Origin of the sequence: Micromonospora reichwaldensis (assembly GCF_031845925.1) — a bacterium.
Taxonomy (GTDB): domain Bacteria; phylum Actinomycetota; class Actinomycetes; order Mycobacteriales; family Micromonosporaceae; genus Micromonospora; species Micromonospora reichwaldensis.
In genome coordinates this window covers 192,527-215,294 of sequence record NZ_JAVRFL010000008.1, presented here as the reverse complement: position 1 = coordinate 215,294, position 22,768 = coordinate 192,527, and the positions used below count along the sequence as shown (strand labels likewise).

Here is a 22,768-nt window from a genome sequence, read left to right as displayed (position 1 = left end):
GTACCAGGTGGCCAGGAGTTGCTCGGTGAGCACCTCGTGGGGGGTGCCGGCGGCCACCACCCGGCCGTCGGCCAGCAGCACCATGCGGTCGGCGTACTCGCCGGCGATGGAGAGGTCGTGCATGGTGGCGAGCACGGTCAGGCCGTGCTCGCGGCGCAGCCGGTCGACCAGCTCCAGCACCTCCTGCTGGTGGCCGATGTCCAGGGCGCTGGTCGGCTCGTCCAGCAGCAGCAGGGTCGCGCCCTGGGCCAGCGCGCGGGCCAGGAAGACCCGCTGCCGCTCGCCGCCGGAGAGGGTGGCCAACTCCCGGCCGTGGAACCCGGCCAGGTCCAGCCCGTCGAGCACCTCGTGGGCGGCGGCCAGGTCGGCGGCCGACTCCCGGCCCAGCGTCGGGATGTAGGGGGTGCGGCCCAGCAGCACGTAGTCGAAGACCGTCATGCCGGCCGGCACGATCGGGGACTGGGCGACCGTGGCGACCACCCGGGCGCGGTCGCGGCGGCGCAGCGCCTCGCTGGGCGTACCGAAGAGGGAGACGGCGCCCGGCGCGGACAGCAGGCCGCCGACGGCGCGCAGCAGGGTCGACTTCCCGGCGCCGTTCGGGCCGATCACGGTGACCCACTCGCCGGCGGCGACGGTCAGGTCGACGCCGGCCAGGATCGGCGTGCCGTCCAGGCGTACGTGCAGGTCGCGCACCTCGACGGCGGGCACGGCGGCCACGTCGGGGGCCCCCACGGCCCCACCGTCCGCCGACCGCGCGTCCGGCACGCGCCGCGCGCTCACCCGAGCATCCGGCGGGAGGTACGCAGCACCAGCACGAAGAACGGGCCGCCGAGCAGTGCGGTGACCACGCCGATCGGGATCTCCGACGGGGCGGCGGCGGTGCGGGCCACCACGTCGGTCAGGGCCAGGAAGGCCCCGCCGAAGAGCAGCGAGAGCGGCAGGATCACCCGGTAGCTCGACCCGGCGAGCAGCCGGACGGTGTGCGGCACGATGATCCCGACGAAGCCGATCAGGCCGGACGCGGAGACGGCGGCGGCGGTGCCGAGCGAGGCGGCGGCGATGAGCAGGTAGCGGGACCGCTGCGGGTGCAGCCCGAGGCTCGTGGCCTCGTCGTCGCCGACGGAGAGCACGTCGAGCTCCCGCCGGTGCAGCAGCACCACGAACGCGGTGAGCAGGAAGTACGGCAGCACCAGCCGCACGTCGTGCCAGCCGGCGGTGGCGAGCCGCCCGAGCAGCCAGGAGTAGACCTGCTGGATGCTGTCGGAGTTGCGTTGCAGCAGGTAGGTCTGCCCGGCCGAGAGGAACGCGGAGACGGCCACGCCGGCGAGGATCAGCGTGGCGGTGGAGCGGCCGCGCCCGCCGGAGACGCCCAGCAGGTAGGTCATCGCCACCGCGCCGATCGAGCCGACGAACGCGGCCAGCGGGATGGTGAGCGGCAGCCCGGTCAGCGCGCCGCCCGCCCCGGCGCCGAGGGTGATGACCGCCGTGACCGCGAGCCCGGCCCCGGCCGCCACTCCGAGCAGGTACGGGTCGGCCAGCGGGTTGCGGAACACGCCCTGGTAGCAGCCGCCGGCCAGGGCCAGCAGCCCGCCGACCAGCAGCCCGAGCACCACCCGGGGCAGCCGCAGCTCGGTGACGATGGCGATCTCGCGCTCGGAGAGCCCGCTGTCGAGGCGTACCCCCGGGATGAGGTTCAGCAGCTCGGCCGCGACGCTGCCCGGCGGCAGGCTGACCGGGCCGAGGGAGACCCCGGCGACCAGCGCGACCAGTACCGCGGCGACCCCGGCGACGAGCCAGCGGGGCCGCAGCCCGGCGGGCCGGGACGCGGGGAGCGTCCCGGCCCGCCGGGCGGGCGGCGCCTTCACGAGCGGACGGCTCATGGACGGGTGCGGGTCACGCGGGCACCTTGGCGGTGGCGTCGACGATCACGCGGAGCAGGTCCACCACGCGGGGGCCCCAGCGCGAGGCGACGTCGTCGTCGAGGGCGACGACCTGGTTGTTCTTGACCGCCGTGACGCCCGCCCAGCCGGCGCGCGCCTTGACCGTCTCCGCGCTCTGCTTGCAGCACTTCGTGTCGGCGAGGAAGACGAAGTCCGGGTCGGCCTTGACGATGACCTCCTGGGAGAGCTGCGGGTAGCCGCCGCTCTTGCCGTCGGCGTCGGACGCGTCGGCGATGTTCTCCAGGCCCACCATGGTGTAGAGCGAGCCGATGAAGGTCTTGCTGGTGGCCGTGTAGAGCTCCGGGCCCAGCTCGTGGTAGTAGGTGAGCTTCTCGGCGCGCTTCGGCAGGTCGGCGACCAGCTTGGTGATGTCGTCCTTCATGCGCTTCGTCACGTCGGCGGCCTCGTCCGCGTGGCCGGTGAGGGCACCCAGCTCGGTGATCTGCCGGTAGCTGTCGTCGAGCGTGGTCGCGGCCGGGGTCTGGTAGACCGGGATCTTCAGCGCGGTGAGCTGATCGACGATCTTGTTGCGGTCGTCGGAGAGGACCACCAGGTCGGGGCTCTTGCCGGCGATCGCCTCGGCGTTCGGGGTGAAGCCCGAGAGGTCGCTCTTCGGCGCGTCGGCCGGGAAGTTCGACTGGTCGTCGACGGCGGTGACCTGCTTGCCGGCGCCGATGGCGAAGAGCATCTCGGTGGCCGTCGGACTGAGCGAGACGATCTTCTCGGGCCGCTTCTCCAGCGTCACCGTGCCCACGGTCACGGGGAAGGCGGCGCCGGCCGAGCTGGCGCCGGCGGCGGGGGTGTCGTCGGAGCTCTTCTCAGCGCAGGCGCCGAGGGCGAGCGCGGCCACCGCGAGGGTCGCGGCGAAGAGCCGGGGGGTACGTCTGAGCACGGGGTCCTCCTGTCGGTCGAGGAGCGTGGTGCTTCGCCGACAGGGAGCGGTGGCGCCCGTCCGCGAGGCGCCCTTCCTCGAGAGCGCGAGTCGCGACCACGGACGCAGGCGACCTGGCTCGTCCCCGCCACGCCCGGGTGCGGCGGTGGCGGGACATCACAGTTGCGGGACAGCGCCGGTTTCGCACCGGCTTCGCTGCGCGTGGTCGGTAGAACGGTAGCGCACGCCCCGGACGTGCCTCGACGATCCAGGGCGCATCGGCGCTCGTTGATCACCAACGGCGGCGACACGCCCTGGATCGGCGTCCGCGGAGAGGGGTGGTGGGGCCCCGCCGGGGGCGGAACGGGGCCCCACCGGGTCAGGAACTGGTGATGGTGACGTTGTCCACAGCCGCCTCGACCAGGCTCGCGCCCGAGGCGTCCGCCGCCTCGACGAGGATCCGCACCGACTGACCGGCGTACGGGGTGAGGTTGGCGTTGGCCACCGCCCAGGCGCCGTTACGGTTGGTGGCCGCCCCGGACTGGGTGAACAGGGCCGTGGTGCCGCCGTTGTGCACCACGCTCACCCGGAGGTAGTCGGCCGACGAGGCGTTCGAGCCGTGGGCCAGGTACCAGGCGAGGGAGAGCGTCAGCGTGCCGCTCGACGGCAGGGTCACCGCCGGCGACCGGGCGCTGGTCACGCCGCCGTCGAGGTCGTAGTCACCGGCCGCCGTGCCGGCCAGCCGGCCGGTGACGAGGTCGTTGGCACCGGCGTAGGGGGCGAGCTGCTTCGCCCCGCTGGAGTTGGTCGCCTGGGCGGCGCCCCGCTCGAACGCCCCGGCGGTCGCGGTGTCGGTGCCGTTCGGGTTGATGGTCCAGCCGGTGGCCGTCTCGAAGGTGTCCGACCAGACCGTGGTGCCGCCGCCACCGCCGCAGTACTGCGCCTGCTTGCCGATCGCCCGGTACGGGCAGTCGGCGTACTCGCTGATCAGCAGGACCGCCTCCCGGTTGCGCGAGGTCTGGGCGGGGATGACCTCGTCGGGCGGGTAGAAGCCGCCACCGCCGGCCGAGCCGGGGTACATCTCGAAGGTGTACGCCCAGATGCCGTGCTGACCCCACATCCAGTCGATGCTGTCCCCGTCGGTGATGTAGAGGTCGCTGGACTGCTGCGGGGTGTAGCCGTTGGTGTTCGCCATCTGCTGGCCCAGCGTGGCGAAGGTGTTGTACTGGTCGGCGGTCATCCCCGGGGCGGTGTTGTTGTACGTGTAGCCGAACGGCCAGAGCACCAGCTCCGAGTACGTGTGGAAGTCGATGTTGGCCTTGATCTGCTGGGTGCCGCCGACGACCCGGCTGTTCACGAAGTTCCGCAGCGCCTGCGTCTCCGGCGCGGAGAACGCCGACGGGCCCCGGTAGGTGTCCGACGAGGTCGAGCCGGACGAGCCGCCGCAGCAGCCCCACTGGTAGGACCAGTTCCGGTTCAGGTCGGTGCCGACGTACGACGAGCCGCTGTTGGGCTGCCGGTTCTTGCGCCAGGAGCGGTAGGAGCCGGTGGCGATGTCGTACTCGCTGCCGTCCGGGTTGACCGTGGGCACGATCCAGATCTCCCGGGTGTTCACGATGTTGGTGACCCGGGAGTCGCTGCCGTAGCTGTCGGTGAAGAGGTTGAGCAGGTAGACCGCCATCTCGACGGTCAGGTGCTCGCGGGCGTGCTGTTGCGAGTTGAACAGGATCTCCGGCTCGTTCTCGTCGGTGCCGACGTTGTCGGAGATCTTCACCGCCATCAGGTCCCGGCCCTCGTACGAGGAGCCGATGCTGATCTTCCGGGCGATCGAGGGGTGGTCCGCGACCACCTTGTTCACCAGGGCGGTCAGCTCGGCGTAGTCGTGGTAGTTGGAGTCGGCGGGCGGGAAGGCGGCCGCGCCGACGTCCCCGTCGGCGTGGTGGTGCCCGTCGGCCGAGGGGGCGGGGACCGCCTCCAGCCGGAAGCCGAGCCGGGTGATGGCCGCTGCCTCGGCGGGGGTGGCCGAGACGTTCAGCACGCCGTGCTCGACGAAGTCGATGGCGGCGCCGGTGCCGGCGACGGCGGTGCGGTCGTCGACCGTACGCGGGCCGAGCACCCGGTACGACGCCGCCGCGGAGTCGGCCCGGTCCGGGGCCGGCCGGGCTGTGGCCGGCGCGGCGGCGACCGTGAGCAGGGCGAACCCGGCTGCTACGGCGACCGCCAGGCGACGGCGGAGGGTGGTGTTGCGGAAGGCCATGGACAACCTCCTCGGGGGGCGGGAGGAGATCCCGCTCGGTGGAGGACACTTCACCACCGCTCACATGGTCATATCAACATCCATCGCTGCCCACTTTGCATGTCATCCTGATCCTCACATCGGCAAGGATTTTCCAACTGTCGACCTCTGGCGAAAGTTCCTTCCGAGCGGGACACTGACCCGCAACGATCGTCCGTCCCTGCGGAGGACCCATGGCCAGAACACGCCTGCGTACGGCCGCCCTCGCGGCCGCCACCGCACTCACCCTTCTCGGCACCGCGGCGCCCGCCGTCGCCGCGCCCGTAACGGCACCGTCGACCACCCGCCCGGTGGTCCACGACGAACAGATCACCTTCCAGGACTGGTCCCGCTACCCCGACTGGCGGCGCGGCACCCACGCCGGCACCCGGGCCGTCCCCGGCCTCCGGCCCGGCGTGACGCTTGCCGGCCCGCTCGGCACCACCGACTACACCGACCCGCACACCGGCGTGACCAGGAGCTGGGAGTACGGCACCTGGACCTCCCCGGTCACCCGGATCGGGTTCGACGCCACCGAGCTGATCGCGTCCTGGAACGCGAACACCCCCGCCGGCACCTGGATCCAGGTGGAGATGCAGGGCACGTACAACACCGGCGTCCAGACCAAGTGGTACGTGATGGGGCGGTGGGCATCCGGCGACGCCGACATCAAGCGCACCAGCGTCAACCGGCAGGGCGACCCCTGGTCGACCATCTGGACCGACACCTTCAGCATCGACGACGCCTCCGTCGGGGTGCTGCTGCGGGAGTACCAGCTGCGGCTCACCCTCTACAAGGCCCCGGGCCAGCGCGCCGCGCCGGTCGTGCACACCGTGGGCGCGATGAGCTCGAACGTCCCCGACCGGTTCACCGTCGAGCCGAGCAAGGGCGGCATCGCCTGGGGCAGGGAACTCCGCGTCCCCCGCTACTCGCAGAACGTCCACGCCGGCCACTACCCGGAGTACGACGGCGGCGGCCAGGCCTGGTGCTCCCCCACCTCCACCACGATGGTGATCGAGTACTGGGGCCGTAAGGCGTCCGAGGAGGACACCTCCTGGGTCGACCCGACCTACCCGGACCCGACGGTCAACCACGCCGCCCGGATGGTCTACGACTACCAGTACGACGGCGCCGGCAACTGGCCCTTCAACACCGCGTACGCGGCCAGCTTCCCCGGCCTGGAGGCGCGGGTCACCCGGCTGCACTCGCTGGACGAGGTGGAGCGCTTCATCGCCGCCGGGATCCCGGTCGTGACCAGCCAGTCCTTCCTCGCCAGCGAGCTGGACGGGGCGAACTACGGCACCTCGGGGCACCTGTTCGTCATCGTCGGCTTCACCGCCGAGGGCGACGTGATCGTCAACGACCCGGCCTCGTCGAGCAACGACGTGGTGCGCAACGTCTACAAGCGTGAGCAGTTCGAGCAGATCTGGCTGCGGACCAAGCGGACCAACGCCAGCGGCGGGGTGTCCGGCGGCTCCGGCGGCGTCGTCTACCTGATCAAGCCCACGTTGAAGCCGTGGCCGAAGGTCGCAGGCTCCACCAACTGGTGAACTGACACCGACCCGATCGATCGAGGGGTCCGCGTCGCCCGGCTCAGCCCGGCGACCGGGCCCCTCGGCCGTTCCGGACGAGTCCCGTCCTCCGAGAGGTGCTGGCCGGATGTCTACGGGCTGGCCGACGTGCGACGTTGATAGGGCGTGACGTTCGAGGAGTACGCGTTCGCCCGCACTTCGGCGCTGGTGCGGCTCGCCCGGCTGCTGACCGGTGACGAGCATCGGGCCGAGGATCTGGTGCAGGATGTCCTCGCCAGGGCGTACGCCCGCTGGGCGCGCATCTCCCGGACGGATCGACCCGATGCGTACGTCCGCCGGATGCTCGTCAACGCCCACCACTCGTGGTGGCGCCGGCGCAGCAGCCAGGAGATATCCGTCGCCGTCGTGCACGATCGGCCGGGCGCAACCGACGAGGCCGCCGGTGTCGCCGAACGCGACGCGCTGTGGCGGCTCGTCCGCACCCTGCCGGCGCGTCAACGCACCGTGATCGTCCTGCGCTACTACGAGGATCTCGACGACACGTCGATCGCCGAGATCCTGGACTGCTCGACCGGCACAGTCCGTACCCACGCGAAGCGGGCCCTGACGGCACTCCGCAAGCGGCAGGAAGCATCCGCATCCGCCTCCGCCCGGACAGGAGGAGAGTTCTGATGTCCAGCGACCTCGACCAGCAGCTCGCCACGACGCTCAAGCACCACGCGGGCGGCGACATCGACCCCGCGCCGATCGTGGAGCACGCCCGGCGTCGCGGCCACCGCCTCCGACTGCGCCGCCGCTGGCTGATGACCGGGGGGACGGCAGCGGCGTGCGTCGTCCTGGCCGCGGCGGTCATGGTGGTCCCGTCCGGTCGGGCACCCGAGGGCGTGACCATGTCTGCCACGGCACTCGTGCTGCCGGACGCACCGGGTCAGCCCGGCGCCATCGCACGGCCCGAGGCCGTGGGGGCCGATCCCGGCGTGGTGCACTTCACGACCGACAGCCTGATCAGCGGCGCCTCGTCCGCGACCTGGAGCGCCGGGCGCGGGGTCGAGAGCGTCGAGTTCCGGGGCCCGACCGGGCAGGCCCGGTTCGCGTTGGCGCGCAGCGTCGCCACGCTGGACGGGTTGCAGCAGACGCTGTCGTCGGCGGGTCGACCGCAGCCGCCGACCGATGTGCGAGTCGGCGGCCGCCCGGGGGTCGCCTGGTTCGATCCGTCCGGCGACAGGAAACTGTGGTTCGTCCGTTGGCAACCCGTTGACGGGCTCTGGGCTCAGCTAGACATCTACGCGACCGGCCGCGACGAGGCGACGGACGCGGCGAGCCGTGTCCGATTCGACGGCGCCCGCCGCTGCGTGGTGCCGTTCCGCCTGCGGTCGCTGCCGCCAGGTGGGCGGCTGCTCGGGTGCTCGGTCACGCTCTCCCGGTCGGACCACGGCTCCTTCGATGAGGCCTCGCTGACGGTAGGGGACGATTCCGGGCGCTGGCTGACGGTTCGGGCGCAACCCGTGCCGGGGCGCGACGCCAGGGAAGCCGACCTCGTCGCAGGGCCCTACCGGGCACGCCGGCAGGGCAGCGACGTGCTGGAAATGTTCGTCGAGCCATGCGTCGTCGAGGCGTTCCTCAAGGGTTGGGGGAACGGCTACACCGAGCCGGAAGGCCTGACGGTCCTGAGCGGGTACCAGCCGGTCCGCGACCTCGACAACCCCGACACCTGGTGACACCACCCCGGCGCCGACACGGCGGATCCCACCGTCGCTCGTCCTGCCGCCGTGGGATCGGAGATCAGGCCGGAATCGATGGCGACCGTGAACTACACTCGCATCCCCATCGAAGGAGGCGAATGTGGCGGACTGCGCGAAGTGCGGCCGGTCAAAGGGCTACGCGGGCGAATGCATGTACTGCTGGGGCCGGGAGGCGGGGGACGACATAAACGCCGGGAAGACCATTCGCCTTCCGAACTCCGATTCGAGACGCGACATAAACACCGGGCAGACCTACCACCCGAAGAGTTCCGGTTGCCTCGTGCTCGCCGTGCTCACACTGTCGCTGTCCGGGCTCATCCCCGGCGTGCTGCTGATGTGGCACCTGGCAGTCTGACGGTCCGCCGCCGGACGCCGGGGATCGTCGCCGACGCGCTAGTTGGAGGGCCCGGGCGTCTCCCGGTCCTGGTCCTCGCCGGCGAGGGCGGAGCGGAGCCGCTCCTTCTCGGCGCGACGACGCTCTGCGGCGGTCGCCATCTCCTCGGCCATCTCGTCGCGCCATCCCTTCAGCAGGAAGAACGACAGGGCGGCCGAGAATGCCAGCGCCACCATCAGCTTGATGAAGATGTTCATCTCGACCAGCCAGAGGGCCGCCAGCACGGCGACGAACAGGCCGAGCCGGCCCAGCGTGTACTTGACCGCCGCGCTCACGTTCCGCACTCCGTTCTCCGCCGCCGGGGCTCCGGCGGCAGGTTCAGCCCGTCCGGCGGGCCAGCCAGTGGACGCCGTGGAACCAGACCACCGCGTACCCGAGGGTGAAGGTCGCCGCCCCCAGCCCACCGGAGAGCAGCGGCGGGAGACCGGCGGCGAGGCCGGCCACCACGAGCCCGGCGACCACGCCCACCGCGGCGGCCGCCAGCGCCGACACCACCCGGGCCGCGCCGAACTCCCAGGCGCGGAAGTCGTCCCAGAACAGCCACGCCGGCAGGATGATCGCCAGCCAGCCGTTCGACCGCCCGAATTCGCCGCTGCCGATCAGCGCGAACGCCCAGTCGAACAGCACCACCGCCAGCACGCCGATGACCAGGCCGGCCAGGCTCACCCCGAGCAGGTCGCCCAGGGTGAGGATGCGCCCCTCGGCGTCCCGCCGGGGAAATCCGCTCCGCTGCTCGGTCATGGTCTGGAAGGGTACGTGCCGACTCAGGCCCAGACCTGCTGCGGCTCGGCGCGGCGCTCGGCCAGGGACGCGGGGGCGTCGTACTCGCGGACCACCTCGTAGCGGGTGTTCCGCTCGACGGGACGGAAGCCGGCGTCCCAGATCAGGTGCAGCAGGTCGTCCCGGTGCATCGTGTTCGGGGTGCCGTACGAGTCGGCGTCGTGGGTGATCTTGTATTCGACGACGGAGCCGTCCAGGTCGTCGACGCCGAAGTTGAGCGACAGCTGGGCGACCGACAGCCCGTGCATGACCCAGAAGCACTTCACGTGCGGAACGTTGTCGAAGAGCAGCCGGGAGACCGCGAAGGTCTTCAGCGACTCGGCCGGCGACGCCATCGTCGTCCGGGCCTGGATCCGGTTACGGATCTTGCCGTCCGCCGAGTCGACGAAGTCGTGCTGGTAGCGCAGCGGAATGAAGACCGCGAAGCCGCCGGTCTCGTCCTGGAGCTCGCGCAGCCGCAGCACGTGGTCCACCCGGTGCCGGGGCTCCTCGATGTGGCCGTAGAGCATCGTCGCCGGGGTCTTCATGCCCTTGCTGTGCGCCAGGGCGTGGATCCGCGACCAGTCCTCCCAGTGGCAGGCGTGGTCGACGATGTGCTGGCGGACCTCCCAGTCGAAGATCTCCGCGCCGCCGCCGGTGAGCGACTCCAGGCCGGCGTCCATCAGCTCGTCGAGGATCTCGTCGGCGCTCAGCCCGCTGATCTTCTCGAACCACTGCACCTCGGTCGCGGTGAAGCACTTGAGCTTGACGTTCGGCAGCGCCGCCTTCAGCTCGCGCAGCACCTTCGGGTAGTAGCGCCAGGGCAGGGTCGGGTGCAGGCCGTTGACGATGTGCAGCTCAGTGAGCTGCTCGTCCTCCATCTCCTTGGCCTTGCGGACCGCCTCGTCGATGCGCATCGTGTAGGCGTCCTTCTCGCCCGGCTTGCGCTGGAACGAGCAGTACGCGCACGAGGCGGAGCAGACGTTGGTCAGGTTGAGGTGCCGGTTGACGTTGAACATCACCCGGTCGCCGTTGAGCTCGGTGCGCCGGTGGTGCGCCAGCCGGCCGAGCCACGCGAGGTCGTCGCTGTCGTAGAGGGCGATCCCGTCCTCACGGGTCAGCCGCTCGCCGGCGTACACCTTCGCTTCGAGCTCACGCTTGAGTCCGGCGTCCATCGAAAGCCACGTCCCTTCCACCTGCGGTAGGAATCGAGCGTACGTCGGCCCGCCGACGCCGCCGCAGCATGGTCGGCCCCCGTGCACCGGTTCACCGAACTCTCAGGCTCCCGTTACCTGCCGACGCATCGACATCGTTGCCTGGGTGCGGTAAGACAGGGTGGGACGTTCGCCACACACTGGTAGCGTCCCCACGGCCGCGCCCACCCGGCGCGGCGACGCAGGCCGGACGGGGAGTGGAATGGTCGACAGCAGGCACGGGCGACGGCAGCGACGGCGGAGTCCGGTGATCTCGCCGGTGCTGCGCCCGGCGCTCTGGTCCGCCCTGCTCGGCGCCGTCGTCGCCACGGTCCTCGCCAACCCGGTCCAGGCCGACCCGTCGCTGCCCACCAGCGTCCCCGACACCGGGTCCCGGCCGTCCTACAGCGGCCAGCTCCAGCTCCCCGGCGGCACGCCGGTCCCCGGGCTGCCGGGCACGGTCCCGGGGTTGCCGGGCACGGTCCCCGGCGTGCCGGCCGGCAACGTCGGCAACGGCCCGCTCGCCGCCCAGATCTACGCCGCCGAGGCCCAGGTCGGGCAGCTCCGTGACCAGCTGCTCCTGCTCCAGCAGAAGCGCACCGAGGCCGAGACGCAGCGTGCCACCGCCGAGCGCAACCTCGCCCTCGCCCGGGACGCGGTGGCGCGCGCCCAGGAGGGCGCCGACGCCGCCGCCGCGGGCGCCTTCAAGGCCGCCGCCGCCCTCCCGCCGGGCGAGTTCGCCAACGACCTGCACGAACTGAGCCGGCTCTCCCGGATCATCCGGGGTGAGAAGGCCGAGGGCGGCACCACCGCCGCCCAGGGCGAGGTGTCCCGGGCCCGCACCGGCGAGCAGGCCGCCAGCCAGGCGATGGTCTCGGCCGACTCCCTCCTCACGGGCGCCAGGACGGAGTATGCCGCCGGCGAGAAGGCCCTGCGCGCGGCCGAGAAGAAGCTGGACAAGCTGAAGCGGGACAACGCCGCCCAGCTCGTCGAGATCGAACGCCAGCAGGAGGCCGCCGAGCAGCGTCTCGGCGCCGACTACCTCGGCAACGAGACCGCCAACGGACTTGCCGCCCACCCGACGGCGCTGAAGGCCCTGGCGTACGCCAGGGCACAGCTCGGCGATCCCTACCTCTGGGCCGCCGAGGGGCCGGACCGGTTCGACTGCTCCGGCCTGATCTACGCCGCCTACCGGTCGGCGGGCTACTACGGGCTGCCCCGGGTCTCCCGGGACCAGTACTACGCCACCCGGTCCCGCACCGTGTCCCGCACCGCGCTGCTCCCCGGTGACCTGCTCTTCTTCGCCTCCGGCACCAGCTGGACGACGATCCACCACATGGGCATGTACGTCGGCGGCGGCAAGATGATCCACGCGCCGACCACCGGCGACGTGGTGAAGATCTCCACCGTGCGCTGGTCGCGCCTCTACGCCGCCACCCGCGTGATCGGGGCGGTGCCCGCGCCGGTCAGCACCCCCTCGCCGACGCCGACGCCGAGCAAGCCGCCCGCGACGAAGCCGCCGACCAGCCCGACGCCGACCCCGTCGGCCACCTCGCCGTCGCCGAGCCCGTCGACGACACCGTCGACCTCGCCGTCCGCGACGCCGACCGGCACTCCCTCGCCCACGGCCACGCCCAGCACGTCGACCTCGCCGTCGCCGTCGCCGAGCAGATCGGGCGGCTCGTCGCCGAGCGCCTCGGCCGGCAGTGTGGCGCCGACCACGGCGCAGAGCAGTTCCGGTCCGTCGGCCAGCACCTCGGCCAGCACGTCGGCCACCGCCTCGGCGAGCACCGGCAGCTGACCACGGTCCCCGGGTCGACCGACGGGATCGGCCCGACATCGCCCCCGGAACACGCTCCGGCTGTGCCGTCGGGCCGGAATGTGGCACGGTGACAGACAGGCACGCCCGGTCCGATGTCGCGGATCCGGGCGCGAGCGTGCGCGGAGGGCGAGCATGGCCGAGCAAGAGGTTCCGGCGGAGCCGGTCGACCACGGATCCGCGCCCGACCGGAGCCGTGCCGGGGCACCGCGTCCCCTGACGCCCGTCGGCGCACCGACGCCGGCCACAGCCGACGGCGCGGCGGGGCCGTCCGGGTCGTCGACCGAGCCGCCCCCCGACGACGTACGCCGACAGCCCGACGCGCCGGCCCGGGGCCGGGTGTCCGTGGCCACCGCCGCCGCGCCCGGCGGGAGCGACGCGGTGCCGCCGACGGGCCCGAGCGCCGGCACCACCTACCGGGCCGCCGGAACGGGTGCCCCGGCGGCCACCCAGGTCCCCGGGCAGCGGGGCACGGCGGGTGCGCGGGCCAGCGCCGCCGTACCGGGCATGCGGCGGATCTCGGCCGACGAGGCCGGGGCCATCCGCTCCCGGACGGGCGAGGCCCGGATCTACCGGGCGGCGCCGGTCAACCCGGAGCCGCCGGAGCCCGCCCAGCCGCCGGAGTACCTCGACTGCCTCCGTTGCGGTGGTGAGGGCTTCGTCCTTCCGACCTAGGCCCGCTAACCTGTTGCCGAGATTGTTTAGCGACCTGGCGAGGTCAGGTTCGTGGGCGGCGGGATCAGCGGCGGCCAGCCGCCGGAAGGCCTCGACCGACTCCGTTGCGGCGGTTAGGGCTTCTTCCTGCCGGCCTAGCTCTGACAAGATGCTGCCGAGACTGTTCAGCGACCCGGCGAGGCTGTGCTCATGGGCGGTCGGGTTAGCTGCGGCCAGTCGCCGGCGAATTTCGACTGCCTCCGTTGCGGCGGTCATGGCTTCTTCCTGCCGGCCTAGCTCTGACAAGATGTTGCCGAGATTGTTGAGCGACCTGGCAAGGCTGTGTTCGTGGGCGGTCGGGTTAGCTGCGGCCAGTCGCCGGCGAATTTCGACTGCCTCCGTTGCGGCGGTGAGGGCTTCGTGTCTCCGACCTAGGCCCGCCAATCTGAGGCCGAGATTGTTCAGCGAAATAGCGAGGTCTGGTTCGGCAGTGGCTGGGTCGGCCATGGCTTGCCGCCGGCGAATTTCGACTGCCTCCGTTGCGGTGGTGAGGGCTTCGTCCTTCCGACCTAGGCCCGCTAACCTGTTGCTGAGATTGTTTAGCGACCTGGCGAGGTCTGGTTCGGCAGTGGCTGGGTCGGCCATGGCTTGCCGCCGGCGAATTTCGACTGCCTCCGTTGCGGCGGTGAGGGCTTCGTCCTTCCGACCTAGGCCCGCTAACCTATTGCTGAGATTGTTTAGCGACCTGGCGAGGTCAGGTTCATGGGCGACCGGATCAGCGGCGGCCAGCCGCCGGAAGGCCTCGACCGACTCCATCGCGGCGGTCAGGGTCTTCTCCTGCCGACCCAAACCCGCCGAGCTAGACACGAAATTTTCGATCAGGGCCGGCTCAAGGGCATCGACGGCCGGGTCGAGGCTAAACTCGATCGAGCGGATGTCGAAGTGTTCGGCGGGCCCGCTGCCCACAATCGTTGCGTCGCGGCCGGTGTCGCTCGCCACCTGCCTCAGGTGCAGATTGAGAGGCGATCTGCGGCGAGAGTCGATGTCGCGGAGACCCTGCTGTTCCCAGTGCGTGACGTCGTGCTGGTGGGTGGTGATGAGCAGAACGAGCGTCTCCGGCCGGGGCCGGCCCGGCGGCAGATGATCGGGCCAAAACAGCCTCATCTCGGGGCGGCCCCTCTGGTGGCCGCCCAGCTGGTATTCCTGACCCGGGATGAGCCGGACACCGCCACGATCGGACTCGGTGAGGAGCGAAATGCGGGAGGTTACGCGGATGGCGACCAAAGAAACGAAGAGAGGTCTGGCACCATCGTTACGAACTCGGACGTAGATCCTTTCGCCGGTCTGGACGGTAGCGCCCGTGTCCGGTAGACGCTCGGGGCCGCCCTCGGTCATCCGTCCCCATGCCATGGTGACCTGTGCCTGAAGGGCCGACGCGGGATCCGCCGACAGCCTGCGCAGCGCGTTCGCGCGGGTGACCAGCTCCATATCGGTGACGATCTGCTGGATCTCGGCCGGGTCAGTGGGTCGTGGCTTGTGCAGCGGCCCGATCCGATCGTGCAGGACCAACTGGTCCTTCGGGTCGATTCGTACTTCGAAGTCGGGGCGATCCCGGGATTCCGCCACGCGGAGCAGTCGGCTTTTCGCTACGGCTCGGACCAGGTCAGCGGTTCGGGCGTCCGGGTGCGGGACGGCGACCGTGGCGGCGGGCAGCGCGGGTTCGACACGCCGAGCCCGAGTCCTGGGGGGTATTTGTTTCCACTGCGGCGACAGATTCACGTTCGCGAGCGCGTCTGCGTCTCGGACAGCAATCACGTCAGCGTTGCCGATAGTCGATTCAATGGCGGAATCTGCGTCGGTGACAACCAGGATGAAGCGGTCGGCGGGATGTACGCCGAAGAGCGCCGCGCCACGAAGCAGGACCACACCATCAGCGAAAGGGTCGGCGTGAAGATCGACCCTTGGTCCGGCAAATTCCAGCTGGAACACCAGGCGTTCGATGGGACCCTCCGCCTGTGGACGCTGCCCCTCCGCCCGGGCCATGACGAGCTGCCGGACACGCTCGATTACCCGCGCCCAGCTCACCGGCAGATTCCACGCCTCGACGAGGGTTCGGGCGAAGGCTTCGCTGAACAATCCGACGGATCTACCCTCACTGTCCGGCATTTCGAACACCGGTTGGCCCGGGTCGCTGGCGGACAGCCGTACCACCTCGGCCAATTTCGGGGCTGTGCCGTGGCCGACCCGCGCGAGCTCCGCCGAGATCTGGTTGCTGATCTCACCCTGGCGGGCGGAAGGCGAGGAGGGTCGCCGGACCGGTTCGGGCGCTGTCAACGGCGCCTCGCCGCAGTCCCACGCCGCGGTGACGTTCGGCGTCCGCTCGGCCAGCCGGGCCAACAGCGTTTCCAGTTCGACATCCGTGATTATCCGATAACCGTCATCGGAATCGTAATCGGTCGGGACGAGGAAGCGAACTTTGCGCGGTGATCTCCGGTCGTCGCTGTGGAGAGTGGCCACGCCACTGTGCCCCGAGAAGTAGACGAATACGGCGTCGCCGGTGACGGTGCCGTCGACAAGCTGCTCGAAAGCCTCGCGGATGGCCGCCTGGGTCGCGCCGTCGCCGCGCAGGATCGTGATTGCGAATCCGTACAACTCCAGTGCGCTCATGATGAGCCGCGTGCCGTTCTCGACACCCGTGAGCCCGAAGACCTCCGCACCGATCAGCAAGGCGCGGCGCATCGGCCCACGCTCGGCTCGCGTGGCGGTGGTGGACACGACGGATGGGCGGACGGCGGTGGGTGGCGGAGGTGCCACGGTGACCGATTGACGTCTGGAGACGGCGCCGAGTCGGGCAGCCACTTCGGGCGGGACCCACGCGAAGACGTCCGAAGCAGCGACGTCGCCGGCCGAGTCGTCGCCTTCGACGGCACCCGGGAACGTCCGGCTGGTGCCGCCGACCCGCTCGCCGATGTAGGCGCCAACGGTCCGCAGGACGTCTCGACTCTCGGAGAGGTGGAGCTCGTCGAGGAGCAGGTCGCGGACGCCGGGCACGAAGTCGAAGCGCGGCGGGTGGCCGGGCAGCCGCACCAGCACGCCGCCGAGCAGCACCTCGGCGAGCTCGGCCGGACCGGAGTGGGGCAGGAACGTCCGCTGGACGAGCCGCAGCACGTCGAGGTCGGTAGGTACGGCACTGCAGTACCTGGCCAGCCGGAAGGCGGCCGGGGAAGCGGTGGCGCGGAACTGTTTCACTAGCGCCCGCGGGTCAGCGACGGTCGGTGGCGGGTCGGCGGCGCGGGTGGCCAGTGCGTTGCCGAGCCGGGTGGCGACGAGCGGTACGCCGGCCGCGCCCGCCGCCATGACCAAGCCGGCCCACGAGGCGAGCCACTCGGCGGACATCTCGACGACCGGCACGGCCGGGGTTCCGAACTGTCTGGCCGGGGGCCCGAAGCGCGCTGCCCGGCGCCGTTCGGTGAAGCGAAGACGAGAGGTCGGCGCGCCTGCCGTGAGCGCGTGGAACGTGCCCCGCCGGGTCGGGAGCGCGGTGCGGTGCCATAGCCTTTCTGGCAGTGGCTGCACGATTAGCAGCGGTCCGTTACCGGCCCAGCGCATCATCATCTCCGCGGCAGCCTCGCCTTGCCACAGGCGCGCGCCGCCGTCCGTGACGACCACAATGATCCTACGACCGGTCGGTTCCAGCAGTTCGGCGGGACGGCGGATGCCCGCCGACCCATGAGCGACGATGCCGACCGCAGAGTCAGGTTGAGCGCTGAGGTCCCAGCGCCGGACGTCGCGGAAGCCGCCGAACTGCCGCAAGGCGCGGTGCAGGTCGCGGACGGCAGGCTCCCATATGGTCATCGACACGGCCGTGTCGACGACGAGCGCCACGTCGAACCAACGTTCTGGCGCCTGCCGCAGCACGGGCGAGAAAATCCCGGTCTCGGCGAACTGGTGGGCGCTCGCCGCCTCGTCCACGACGAGCGCGTGCGGCGACGGGAAGCGGCGCTTGAGCGGCCGCAGCGCTCGGTGCAGCGCCAACGCGGACGGCAGGGAGGCCGGTTGGGGCAGGTGGACGGCGTGGGCCCCCGTGGTGGCGGCCGACTCCGTGCCCTCTGAGAGCGCGCGGAGCGGCTGATCCAAGGTCTCCGCCTCGCAAAGGGTTTCCGAGGAGGCGTTGGCCGTGTCGTCATCGTTCGGCTCCGGCTGTGCGTCGGGCTCGGCAGCGGGTTCGGTGGTGTCTGCCAGTGAGGTGAGGCCGTCCTGGGGCGAGGCTGCTGTCAGGTGACGGCTGAGCCAGACAGCCTCCGCAAGCTCGACGGGCTCGACGTCGAACCCGGCCCCGGCAAGGGCCTGGACGAGCTGCGCCGTCTCCACCGGAGTCAGCCGCCCGCGCTTAAATGGCGCAGCAGCGCGTCGGTGAGCCTGTCCCGCTGGTCGGCTGGGGTCCGGCTGGTGAGGAAGACGGCATTGAGGAGCTGGTCGGTCGCCAGGTCACCGCGGTCGCGCTGGCTGAGGAACCTGTTGACCACGTCCTCCGACTCACGGGTCAGGTCCGCGCCGAGGTGCGCCTCCACGATCCGGGCCAGTCGATCGGGCGCCGGAGGCTCGAGCTCCAGCCGTATGCAGCGGCGCAGGAAGGCGGGCGGGAAGTCGCGCTCACCGTTGCTGGTCATGACGATCATGGGGAAGGCGCGCGCCCGGACTGTACCGCCGGCGATCGTAACCGTACCGCCGCCAGACGCGCGCACCTGCACGCCGTCGCCGCCTTGGCGGACCAGCTCCGGGATCGTGAACTCGCCCTCCTCGAAGACGTTCAGTAGGTCGTTGGGTAGATCGATATCGCTTTTGTCGATTTCATCGATGAGCAGCACGCGCGGACGGTCATAGGGAAGCAGAGAAGTTCCCAGGGGACCCAGCTCAAGATAGTCGCCGATACCGGCCGGCTCACGGCTGCGTTGGTGCGCGAGGTTCGCGTCCTGCAGGCGGCCGATCGCGTCGTACCGGTACAGGCCCTCCTGGATGGACGACCGGCTGGTGATCGGCCAGCGTAGTACGGGGCCGAGGCCCAGCTCGTGGGCGACGGCGTACGCGAGCGTCGACTTGCCCGTTCCAGGCTTGCCGGTGACCAGCAGTGGCCGCCGCAGGAATAGCGCCACATTGATCAGTTCCAGCTCGGCGGGAGCAGCCTGGTACGCGCGGGCCCGCTCGAGGTCGGTCTGCTTCACCGTCCCGCGCTGTTCGGCGGGGACCGAGAGCACCGGCTCACCCTCGAACCGCCGCCACGGTGGGGGATCGGGCAGATGCCAGTCGTGCGGCTTAGCCGTTCCGCGGAATACGTACCAGTCGGTCACAGCGCTCCTTGCAGGGCGGTGGGCTCGGCCAACGGGACGAACGGCTCGGGCAGCCGCTCCGGGTCGTCCCAGAGTAAGACAATGTCACGGAAGTCGGCGCCAGCAGGATTCTCCGCAGCCGCGTTGCGCAGCCGCTTCACGAGGTACGGCAGAGTCTGGTGGTGGTGCTCAGACCGCTTGCGCTCGAAGCCCGCCCGGAAACGGTGCCCAATGCAGGGCTCCTCGGGCGGCGCCGGTGGATGGGCGACGCAGGATCGCCGCCGCCATACCGCAGCCGGAATCCCGGCATTGAGGGCCACGTCGAGCGCCTCGCGCATCTCCTCATCGAGGCCGCGGGTGAGACCCAGGAGGCCGATGTCGTCGTGGCCGTGGAAGCGCCCCTCCAACTGCTCGGGCTCGCTGTCACCAGCGCAGTCAAGCCACTCGGTGGCTGCCGTGCCGTCCCGCAGCCGCCACCAGCGCAGGCGCCAATCGTGCCAGCTCGACGGATCGCGCAGCCGTTCCAGATCGCGGATGACGACTGGGTTCTTGTTGCCAAGCGTACCGCGGCGACCGGTGATGAGCTCGTCGAAGCCCTCGTCAAAGAGCTCGGCCGGTAGGACGAATTCGACGGTTCCCTGGCCCTGCAGCCGGCGCAGCTGCTCGGTTAGTAGGAGCCGGACGAGCTCCTTTGCCTCTGCCAAGGGCCGAGCGACAGCGTCGACCTCAGGTTTGTCGATCCTGTCGCCGCGGTGGACCCACATCGTTACGCGGTAGAGGGCGGCCTTCAGCGCGTCCGACTCGAGCTGGACCACGATGGTGGGCTCGGCATCGGCGGCCGGGGTCGGTCGCGCATGCCAGGCTTCAAGCTCGGCGGACTGGCCGAGTTTCTCGGCGACGCGCACGGCCCAGTCGCGCAGCCGATCGCGGTCCTCGCCCGACACCGCCGCGCTCAGGCTTATGGCCAGCCGCACCGGACCAAACAGCTCGCCCGGGCGTGGGGTCTGGTTGGCTAGCTCATACAGCACGTCGCGGACGTCCAGCGGGACGGGGACGTCCACCCGGAGGTGATCGCGATCGAGCACTTTGCGGAGCACGGTCGCGGGATCCTCTCGTACCGGAAGTCGGGAAAGAACGCCGAGGATCGTGACTTCGTCGGACGGCGAGAGCGTTGGACCCAAGAGCTTCGCCGTCCCGGCGTCGGCCAGCTGTTGGCGCGTGCGGGCCCACTCGCCGTCCGCGTGCACGCCGTCGTGGGCGCGCCAGATTTCGCACCACAGCCTCTCCGGCAGCCGGCGCAGCCCGGCCAACGGGACAACCAGGCCGCCGAGGGAAGTACCCGGCTGGCGCGTGCTCTTTATGAGGCCGCAGACCGCGCCCGTTGTCAGGTCCAAGACTGGGCCGCCGGACATGCCCTCGGCCACCTCGTCGCCGACGAAACGGATGAACGTGCCACCCATGATGTCTGAACTGCCCTGGCACTTTCCGGTGATTGAGGTCAGCCCGGCGGACACCGGGTACATCTGCGGGTAGCCGATTGCCACGAGCCGCGCGTTCAATGACACTGGGCGATCGCTTAGCCATGCACAGGGATGAGTGTCCGCACCCGAAACCCTGAGCACTGCGATGTCGGGGAACGGCCACAGGTCGCCGTCGCCCTGGTATCGGGGGACAGCCTCGACAATGGTCGCGTCGTACCGGCGACCGGCCCACTCCACGGTGAGGGCCCCACACATGGCCACGTGCGCGCACGTCAGCACGTGGCCGGGCGCTAGCCACACGCCGCTGCCGTGCGACTCCTCGCCGAGCACGCGGACCACGGCACCCTTGAGCATCTCGACCAGATTGTCTATGGCGTCAGGCATTGCCAGTGGGCAGTTCGGCTGCCGACCAGGACATGCTCACGCTGAGGGTCGCCTTGCCGCCGACCTCGGTCAAGACGCTCACCAGCTTGCCCGCCTTCACCGCCAGCTCGAAGCCAAACTCTACGGTGACGGTGTCAGGCAGCAGTTCCGTCGTTGCCGCCCGGACGGCCGAGGACACCGCGCGTACCGAGGACTTCAGCTCCTCCACGTCCAGCTTCTTGACGACGTCGGAGGCTGCCACGTCGCCCGCCCCCGTCCCCACCCGGGCCCAGATGACCTGTCCGTCGGGCATCTCGACCTTGACCACACTCGTCACGCACAACCCCCGTCTCTCCGTGTCTGCAAGCGAACCTAATGTGCACGCCTGGCTTCACAGTATGAAGCGATCGGTCACATTCGGGCAGCCCCTGGGCATCGGTAATCGCGCGGTGTCATGCAAACCAGCGAGAGCGGCCGCGTCGACGCTGCGGCTTCAGCTGGTCCGCAATCGCGACCGCAACTGGTCTGAGAGCCAGCCGAGTCTAGGAGATCGCCGCGGGCTGCCGCATCGTCACCGACTACTCGGTGCTGGAGCGCATCGCCGAAGGCCTGTGCATCCCGCGCCACTACATGGGGCTCGCTCTAGACGAACAGGCTGTTCATCACAGGCAAGGCTCGTCTTTCGGGCAGGCCGAAGGTGCGGCGCCGCTCGATTCTCGCGAGCTGCTCGGTGTCGTTGCGAGCATTGCGGTAGGCGCGATACCTGCCGGCGCAGAGCGGTGGCTACCCAGCTCTCAGGAGGTCGCCGTCCCGGTCACCGTCGGCCAGGACGAAGCAGCCACCGTCCGCGCCGTCACCGACTTCCACCGTAGGCTCGATGCCGCTGCCGGAGGAGGGCGCTGTCTGCAATCCGCGCGCGGATACGTGGCGTGGACGACGCAGCTTCTACAAGTGCAGTGCGACGAGGGGATTGCTGCCGAGCTGCGGGCCGCCCTCGCGGAGCTACACCCCCACGTGCGTGGGGAGGACGTCGGGGCGGATGAGTTTGATGGCTACCCCCGCGGTCGAGGCTGCTGTCGTAGCCGCGCCAGACCTGCCCCCATACCGCCCGAACCGATCTCCTCGAGACGCTTGTGTCGACCGGCGGGCGGACCAGAGCTGGGTCGCGTCGCGTCGTGCCACGCTGGCCAGCAGGCGGGCATTCAGGTCCACCAACACCTCGCCCTCGCGCGGTGTCAGGGCTGCCGGGCCAGGCCGATAGTGGCGGCGAGGCGGGTGACGTCGGCGGGGGAGGGGCCGGCGCGGAGCACGGCGGTCAGCGCGACGCGGGTGGCGGGGCGGAGGCGGGTTTCCGCGGGGGCGATGCGGTCGGCGGTAACCAGGGCACGTCCGGCACCGTGGTGGTCGCCGAGGGCGAGTTGGGCGCGGGTGATGTCGATGAGGTGGCCGGCGCGGTGCTCGGCGGGGAGCCGGTGCCAGGCGTCGGTGTGGGTGACGCGGAGATGGATGGCGATGGCCAGGTCGTTGTCGCCGAGGCAGGTGGCAGTCAGCGCGCGGGCGAGGTCGACCACGACCGGCCCGAAGCCGCCGTCGTGGCCGTGGTCGCGGGCCAGGCAGGCGGCCCGGTCGGTGAGGCTGCTGGCGGTGGCGGCGTCGCCGTAGCTGGCGGCGGCGAGGGCGGCCTCGATCAGCAGGGTTCCGGTGAGGGCGGCGTGCTCCGGTGGGTCGTCGGAGGGCTGCGCCGGGCCGAGTTGTTCCACGGCGGTCATGGTGACGGCCATGGCCAGGCGGCCACGTCGGAGGGCGCGTAGTGCCTGCGCGAGGCCGACCACGGCGACGGCGGTACGCCGCGGGTCGCCGCGGGCGATGGTCATCGCCCGGTCGGCGGCGAGCCAGGCCAGGTCGGGTTCGCCGAGCTTGACCAGGACCTGGGCGGCGAGGCGGTACACCCGTACCAGAAGATCCGGGGTGGGCGCGGGCACGCCGGCCGCGACTTGTCGAGCGTTGGCGAGCAGGTCGGGCAGGATCCGCAGCACCTGGGGGTACTGAGCATGGTGGTAGGCGGTGTGCGCGTAGGCGACCTGCCGGTCAAGGTCGGCCAAGCTGGTGCTGGTGGCGGGGGTGTCGTAACGGGCCAGCGCCTCCCGGACCCGTTCCACGGCGGCAGCCACCTCGGTGGCCGTGGCCTGGTGGGCGTTGCGGCCGACCAGGGCGCCGGTGGCGACCCCGAGGACCCCGGCGACCGTCTCAATTACCGACAGCCGATCGAGGTTGCGTACGCCGCGTTCGACCTTGTCGACCCAGCTCTTCGACTTGCCGATCCGGTCGGCGAAGACCTGCTGGCTCATCCCACGGCGGACCCGTAGTTGCGCGACCCGCCGGCCTATCGGCAGCTCACGACGCTCCTGCCGGCCGGGG

19 protein-coding genes, 2 pseudogenes and 1 riboswitch are annotated in these 22,768 nt (G+C 70.9%); of the genes and pseudogenes, 8 read left to right on the top strand and 13 right to left on the bottom strand.

What is annotated here, in order from left to right; translation table 11 throughout:
* From RM555_RS09370 to RM555_RS09355, 4 genes are all read right to left on the bottom strand, one after another.
* A partial coding sequence (locus tag RM555_RS09370) for an ABC transporter ATP-binding protein (RefSeq protein WP_396888721.1) occupies nucleotides 1-717 on the bottom strand: 717 nt, incomplete at its 3' end.
* A 59-nt stretch (nucleotides 718-776) separates the two neighbouring features.
* On the bottom strand, nucleotides 777-1,880 hold the full coding sequence (locus tag RM555_RS09365) for a FecCD family ABC transporter permease (RefSeq protein WP_311411366.1): 1,104 nt from the start codon (nucleotides 1,878-1,880) through the stop codon (nucleotides 777-779).
* Between the two features lie 13 nt (nucleotides 1,881-1,893).
* The gene (locus RM555_RS09360) at nucleotides 1,894-2,832 is read right to left on the bottom strand and encodes an ABC transporter substrate-binding protein (protein WP_311411365.1); all 939 of its coding nucleotides are present in this window, start codon (nucleotides 2,830-2,832) and stop codon (nucleotides 1,894-1,896) included.
* A gap of 112 nt (nucleotides 2,833-2,944) precedes the next feature.
* Nucleotides 2,945-3,023: riboswitch (cobalamin riboswitch) on the bottom strand.
* Between the two features lie 167 nt (nucleotides 3,024-3,190).
* Nucleotides 3,191-5,068: a M14 family metallopeptidase gene (locus tag RM555_RS09355; RefSeq protein WP_311411364.1), complete on the bottom strand. Its 1,878-nt coding sequence runs from the start codon at nucleotides 5,066-5,068 to the stop codon at nucleotides 3,191-3,193.
* Between the two features lie 212 nt (nucleotides 5,069-5,280).
* Here RM555_RS09355 and RM555_RS09350 point away from each other — a divergent pair, with 212 nt between their 5' ends.
* From RM555_RS09350 to RM555_RS09335, 4 genes are all read left to right on the top strand, one after another.
* Entirely contained in the window at nucleotides 5,281-6,636 is a 1,356-nt protein-coding gene (locus RM555_RS09350) for a C39 family peptidase (RefSeq protein ID WP_311411363.1), read from the top strand.
* Between the two features lie 147 nt (nucleotides 6,637-6,783).
* Nucleotides 6,784-7,290, top strand: coding sequence for a SigE family RNA polymerase sigma factor (locus RM555_RS09345; protein ID WP_311411362.1), 507 nt, complete (start codon nucleotides 6,784-6,786; stop codon nucleotides 7,288-7,290).
* On the top strand, nucleotides 7,290-8,336 hold the full coding sequence (locus tag RM555_RS09340) for a hypothetical protein (protein ID WP_311411361.1): 1,047 nt from the start codon (nucleotides 7,290-7,292) through the stop codon (nucleotides 8,334-8,336). Before RM555_RS09345 ends, RM555_RS09340 begins: the two co-directional genes overlap by 1 nt.
* 124 nt (nucleotides 8,337-8,460) lie before the next feature.
* On the top strand, nucleotides 8,461-8,715 hold the full coding sequence (locus RM555_RS09335; RefSeq protein WP_311411360.1) for a hypothetical protein: 255 nt from the start codon (nucleotides 8,461-8,463) through the stop codon (nucleotides 8,713-8,715).
* A 38-nt stretch (nucleotides 8,716-8,753) separates the two neighbouring features.
* On the opposite strand, the gene RM555_RS09330 is transcribed toward RM555_RS09335, so the two are convergent.
* The 3 genes from RM555_RS09330 to mqnE are packed head-to-tail and all read right to left on the bottom strand — an operon-like array spanning nucleotide 8,754 to nucleotide 10,688.
* Nucleotides 8,754-9,029 carry a DUF4229 domain-containing protein gene (locus tag RM555_RS09330; RefSeq protein ID WP_151456201.1) on the bottom strand — a complete coding sequence of 92 codons (276 nt, stop codon included), beginning with the start codon at nucleotides 9,027-9,029 and terminating at the stop codon, nucleotides 8,754-8,756.
* Between the two features lie 43 nt (nucleotides 9,030-9,072).
* Nucleotides 9,073-9,495 carry a hypothetical protein gene (locus tag RM555_RS09325; protein ID WP_121397114.1) on the bottom strand — a complete coding sequence of 141 codons (423 nt, stop codon included), beginning with the start codon at nucleotides 9,493-9,495 and terminating at the stop codon, nucleotides 9,073-9,075.
* Between the two features lie 23 nt (nucleotides 9,496-9,518).
* Nucleotides 9,519-10,688, bottom strand: coding sequence for an aminofutalosine synthase MqnE (gene mqnE / locus RM555_RS09320; protein WP_132232180.1), 1,170 nt, complete (start codon nucleotides 10,686-10,688; stop codon nucleotides 9,519-9,521).
* Between the two features lie 241 nt (nucleotides 10,689-10,929).
* On the opposite strand from mqnE, the gene RM555_RS09315 reads away from it, so the two are divergent.
* Both RM555_RS09315 and RM555_RS09310 read left to right on the top strand, forming a co-directional pair.
* A complete protein-coding gene (locus RM555_RS09315) occupies nucleotides 10,930-12,507 on the top strand; it encodes a C40 family peptidase (protein ID WP_311411359.1) in 1,578 nt (525 codons plus the stop codon).
* A gap of 153 nt (nucleotides 12,508-12,660) precedes the next feature.
* A complete protein-coding gene (locus RM555_RS09310) occupies nucleotides 12,661-13,200 on the top strand; it encodes a hypothetical protein (protein WP_311411358.1) in 540 nt (179 codons plus the stop codon).
* On the opposite strand, the pseudogene RM555_RS30985 reads toward RM555_RS09310, so the two are convergent.
* Nucleotides 13,186-13,995 (bottom strand): annotated as a pseudogene (locus RM555_RS30985) (tetratricopeptide repeat protein); the annotation flags it as partial. The gene RM555_RS09310 and the pseudogene RM555_RS30985 overlap by 15 nt on opposite strands.
* Here RM555_RS30985 and RM555_RS09305 point away from each other — a divergent pair.
* Both RM555_RS09305 and RM555_RS09300 read left to right on the top strand, forming a co-directional pair.
* Nucleotides 13,942-14,550, top strand: coding sequence for a hypothetical protein (locus RM555_RS09305; protein WP_311411357.1), 609 nt, complete (start codon nucleotides 13,942-13,944; stop codon nucleotides 14,548-14,550). The pseudogene RM555_RS30985 and the gene RM555_RS09305 sit on opposite strands and share 54 nt — an antisense overlap.
* Before the next feature lie 186 nt (nucleotides 14,551-14,736).
* The gene (locus RM555_RS09300) at nucleotides 14,737-15,666 is read left to right on the top strand and encodes a hypothetical protein (RefSeq protein WP_311411356.1); all 930 of its coding nucleotides are present in this window, start codon (nucleotides 14,737-14,739) and stop codon (nucleotides 15,664-15,666) included.
* 525 nt (nucleotides 15,667-16,191) lie between these two features.
* Here RM555_RS09300 and RM555_RS30980 read toward each other — a convergent pair.
* The 5 genes and pseudogenes from RM555_RS30980 to RM555_RS09275 all read right to left on the bottom strand — a co-directional run.
* Nucleotides 16,192-17,550, bottom strand: a pseudogene (locus RM555_RS30980) (SAV_2336 N-terminal domain-related protein); the annotation flags it as partial.
* A 5-nt stretch (nucleotides 17,551-17,555) separates the two neighbouring features.
* Nucleotides 17,556-18,527: an AAA family ATPase gene (locus RM555_RS09290; RefSeq protein WP_311411354.1), complete on the bottom strand. Its 972-nt coding sequence runs from the start codon at nucleotides 18,525-18,527 to the stop codon at nucleotides 17,556-17,558.
* The gene (locus RM555_RS09285; RefSeq protein WP_311411353.1) at nucleotides 18,524-20,371 is read right to left on the bottom strand and encodes a VMAP-C domain-containing protein; all 1,848 of its coding nucleotides are present in this window, start codon (nucleotides 20,369-20,371) and stop codon (nucleotides 18,524-18,526) included. The genes RM555_RS09290 and RM555_RS09285 overlap by 4 nt, the downstream gene beginning before the upstream one ends.
* The gene (locus RM555_RS09280) at nucleotides 20,364-20,687 is read right to left on the bottom strand and encodes a CU044_2847 family protein (protein WP_311411352.1); all 324 of its coding nucleotides are present in this window, start codon (nucleotides 20,685-20,687) and stop codon (nucleotides 20,364-20,366) included. The genes RM555_RS09285 and RM555_RS09280 overlap by 8 nt, the downstream gene beginning before the upstream one ends.
* Nucleotides 20,688-21,585: 898 nt before the next feature.
* Nucleotides 21,586-22,698 (bottom strand): helix-turn-helix domain-containing protein, encoded by a 1,113-nt coding sequence (locus RM555_RS09275; RefSeq protein ID WP_449560140.1) that lies wholly within the window; start codon nucleotides 22,696-22,698, stop codon nucleotides 21,586-21,588.
* Nucleotides 22,699-22,768 lie beyond the last annotated feature (70 nt).

Coding starts and splice junctions, on each gene's coding strand:
- RM555_RS09365 (WP_311411366.1), bottom strand. CDS start 1,880: ATGAGCCGTCCGCTCGTGAAGGCGCCGCCCGCCCGGCGGGCCGGGACG.
- RM555_RS09350 (WP_311411363.1), top strand. CDS start 5,281: ATGGCCAGAACACGCCTGCGTACGGCCGCCCTCGCGGCCGCCACCGCA.
- RM555_RS09310 (WP_311411358.1), top strand. CDS start 12,661: ATGGCCGAGCAAGAGGTTCCGGCGGAGCCGGTCGACCACGGATCCGCG.
- RM555_RS09305 (WP_311411357.1), top strand. CDS start 13,942: ATGGGCGACCGGATCAGCGGCGGCCAGCCGCCGGAAGGCCTCGACCGA.
- RM555_RS09340 (WP_311411361.1), top strand. CDS start 7,290: ATGTCCAGCGACCTCGACCAGCAGCTCGCCACGACGCTCAAGCACCAC.
- RM555_RS09355 (WP_311411364.1), bottom strand. CDS start 5,068: ATGGCCTTCCGCAACACCACCCTCCGCCGTCGCCTGGCGGTCGCCGTA.
- mqnE (WP_132232180.1), bottom strand. CDS start 10,688: ATGGACGCCGGACTCAAGCGTGAGCTCGAAGCGAAGGTGTACGCCGGC.
- RM555_RS09325 (WP_121397114.1), bottom strand. CDS start 9,495: ATGACCGAGCAGCGGAGCGGATTTCCCCGGCGGGACGCCGAGGGGCGC.
- RM555_RS09315 (WP_311411359.1), top strand. CDS start 10,930: ATGGTCGACAGCAGGCACGGGCGACGGCAGCGACGGCGGAGTCCGGTG.
- RM555_RS09285 (WP_311411353.1), bottom strand. CDS start 20,371: ATGCCTGACGCCATAGACAATCTGGTCGAGATGCTCAAGGGTGCCGTG.
- RM555_RS09275 (WP_449560140.1), bottom strand. CDS start 22,698: ATGAGCCAGCAGGTCTTCGCCGACCGGATCGGCAAGTCGAAGAGCTGG.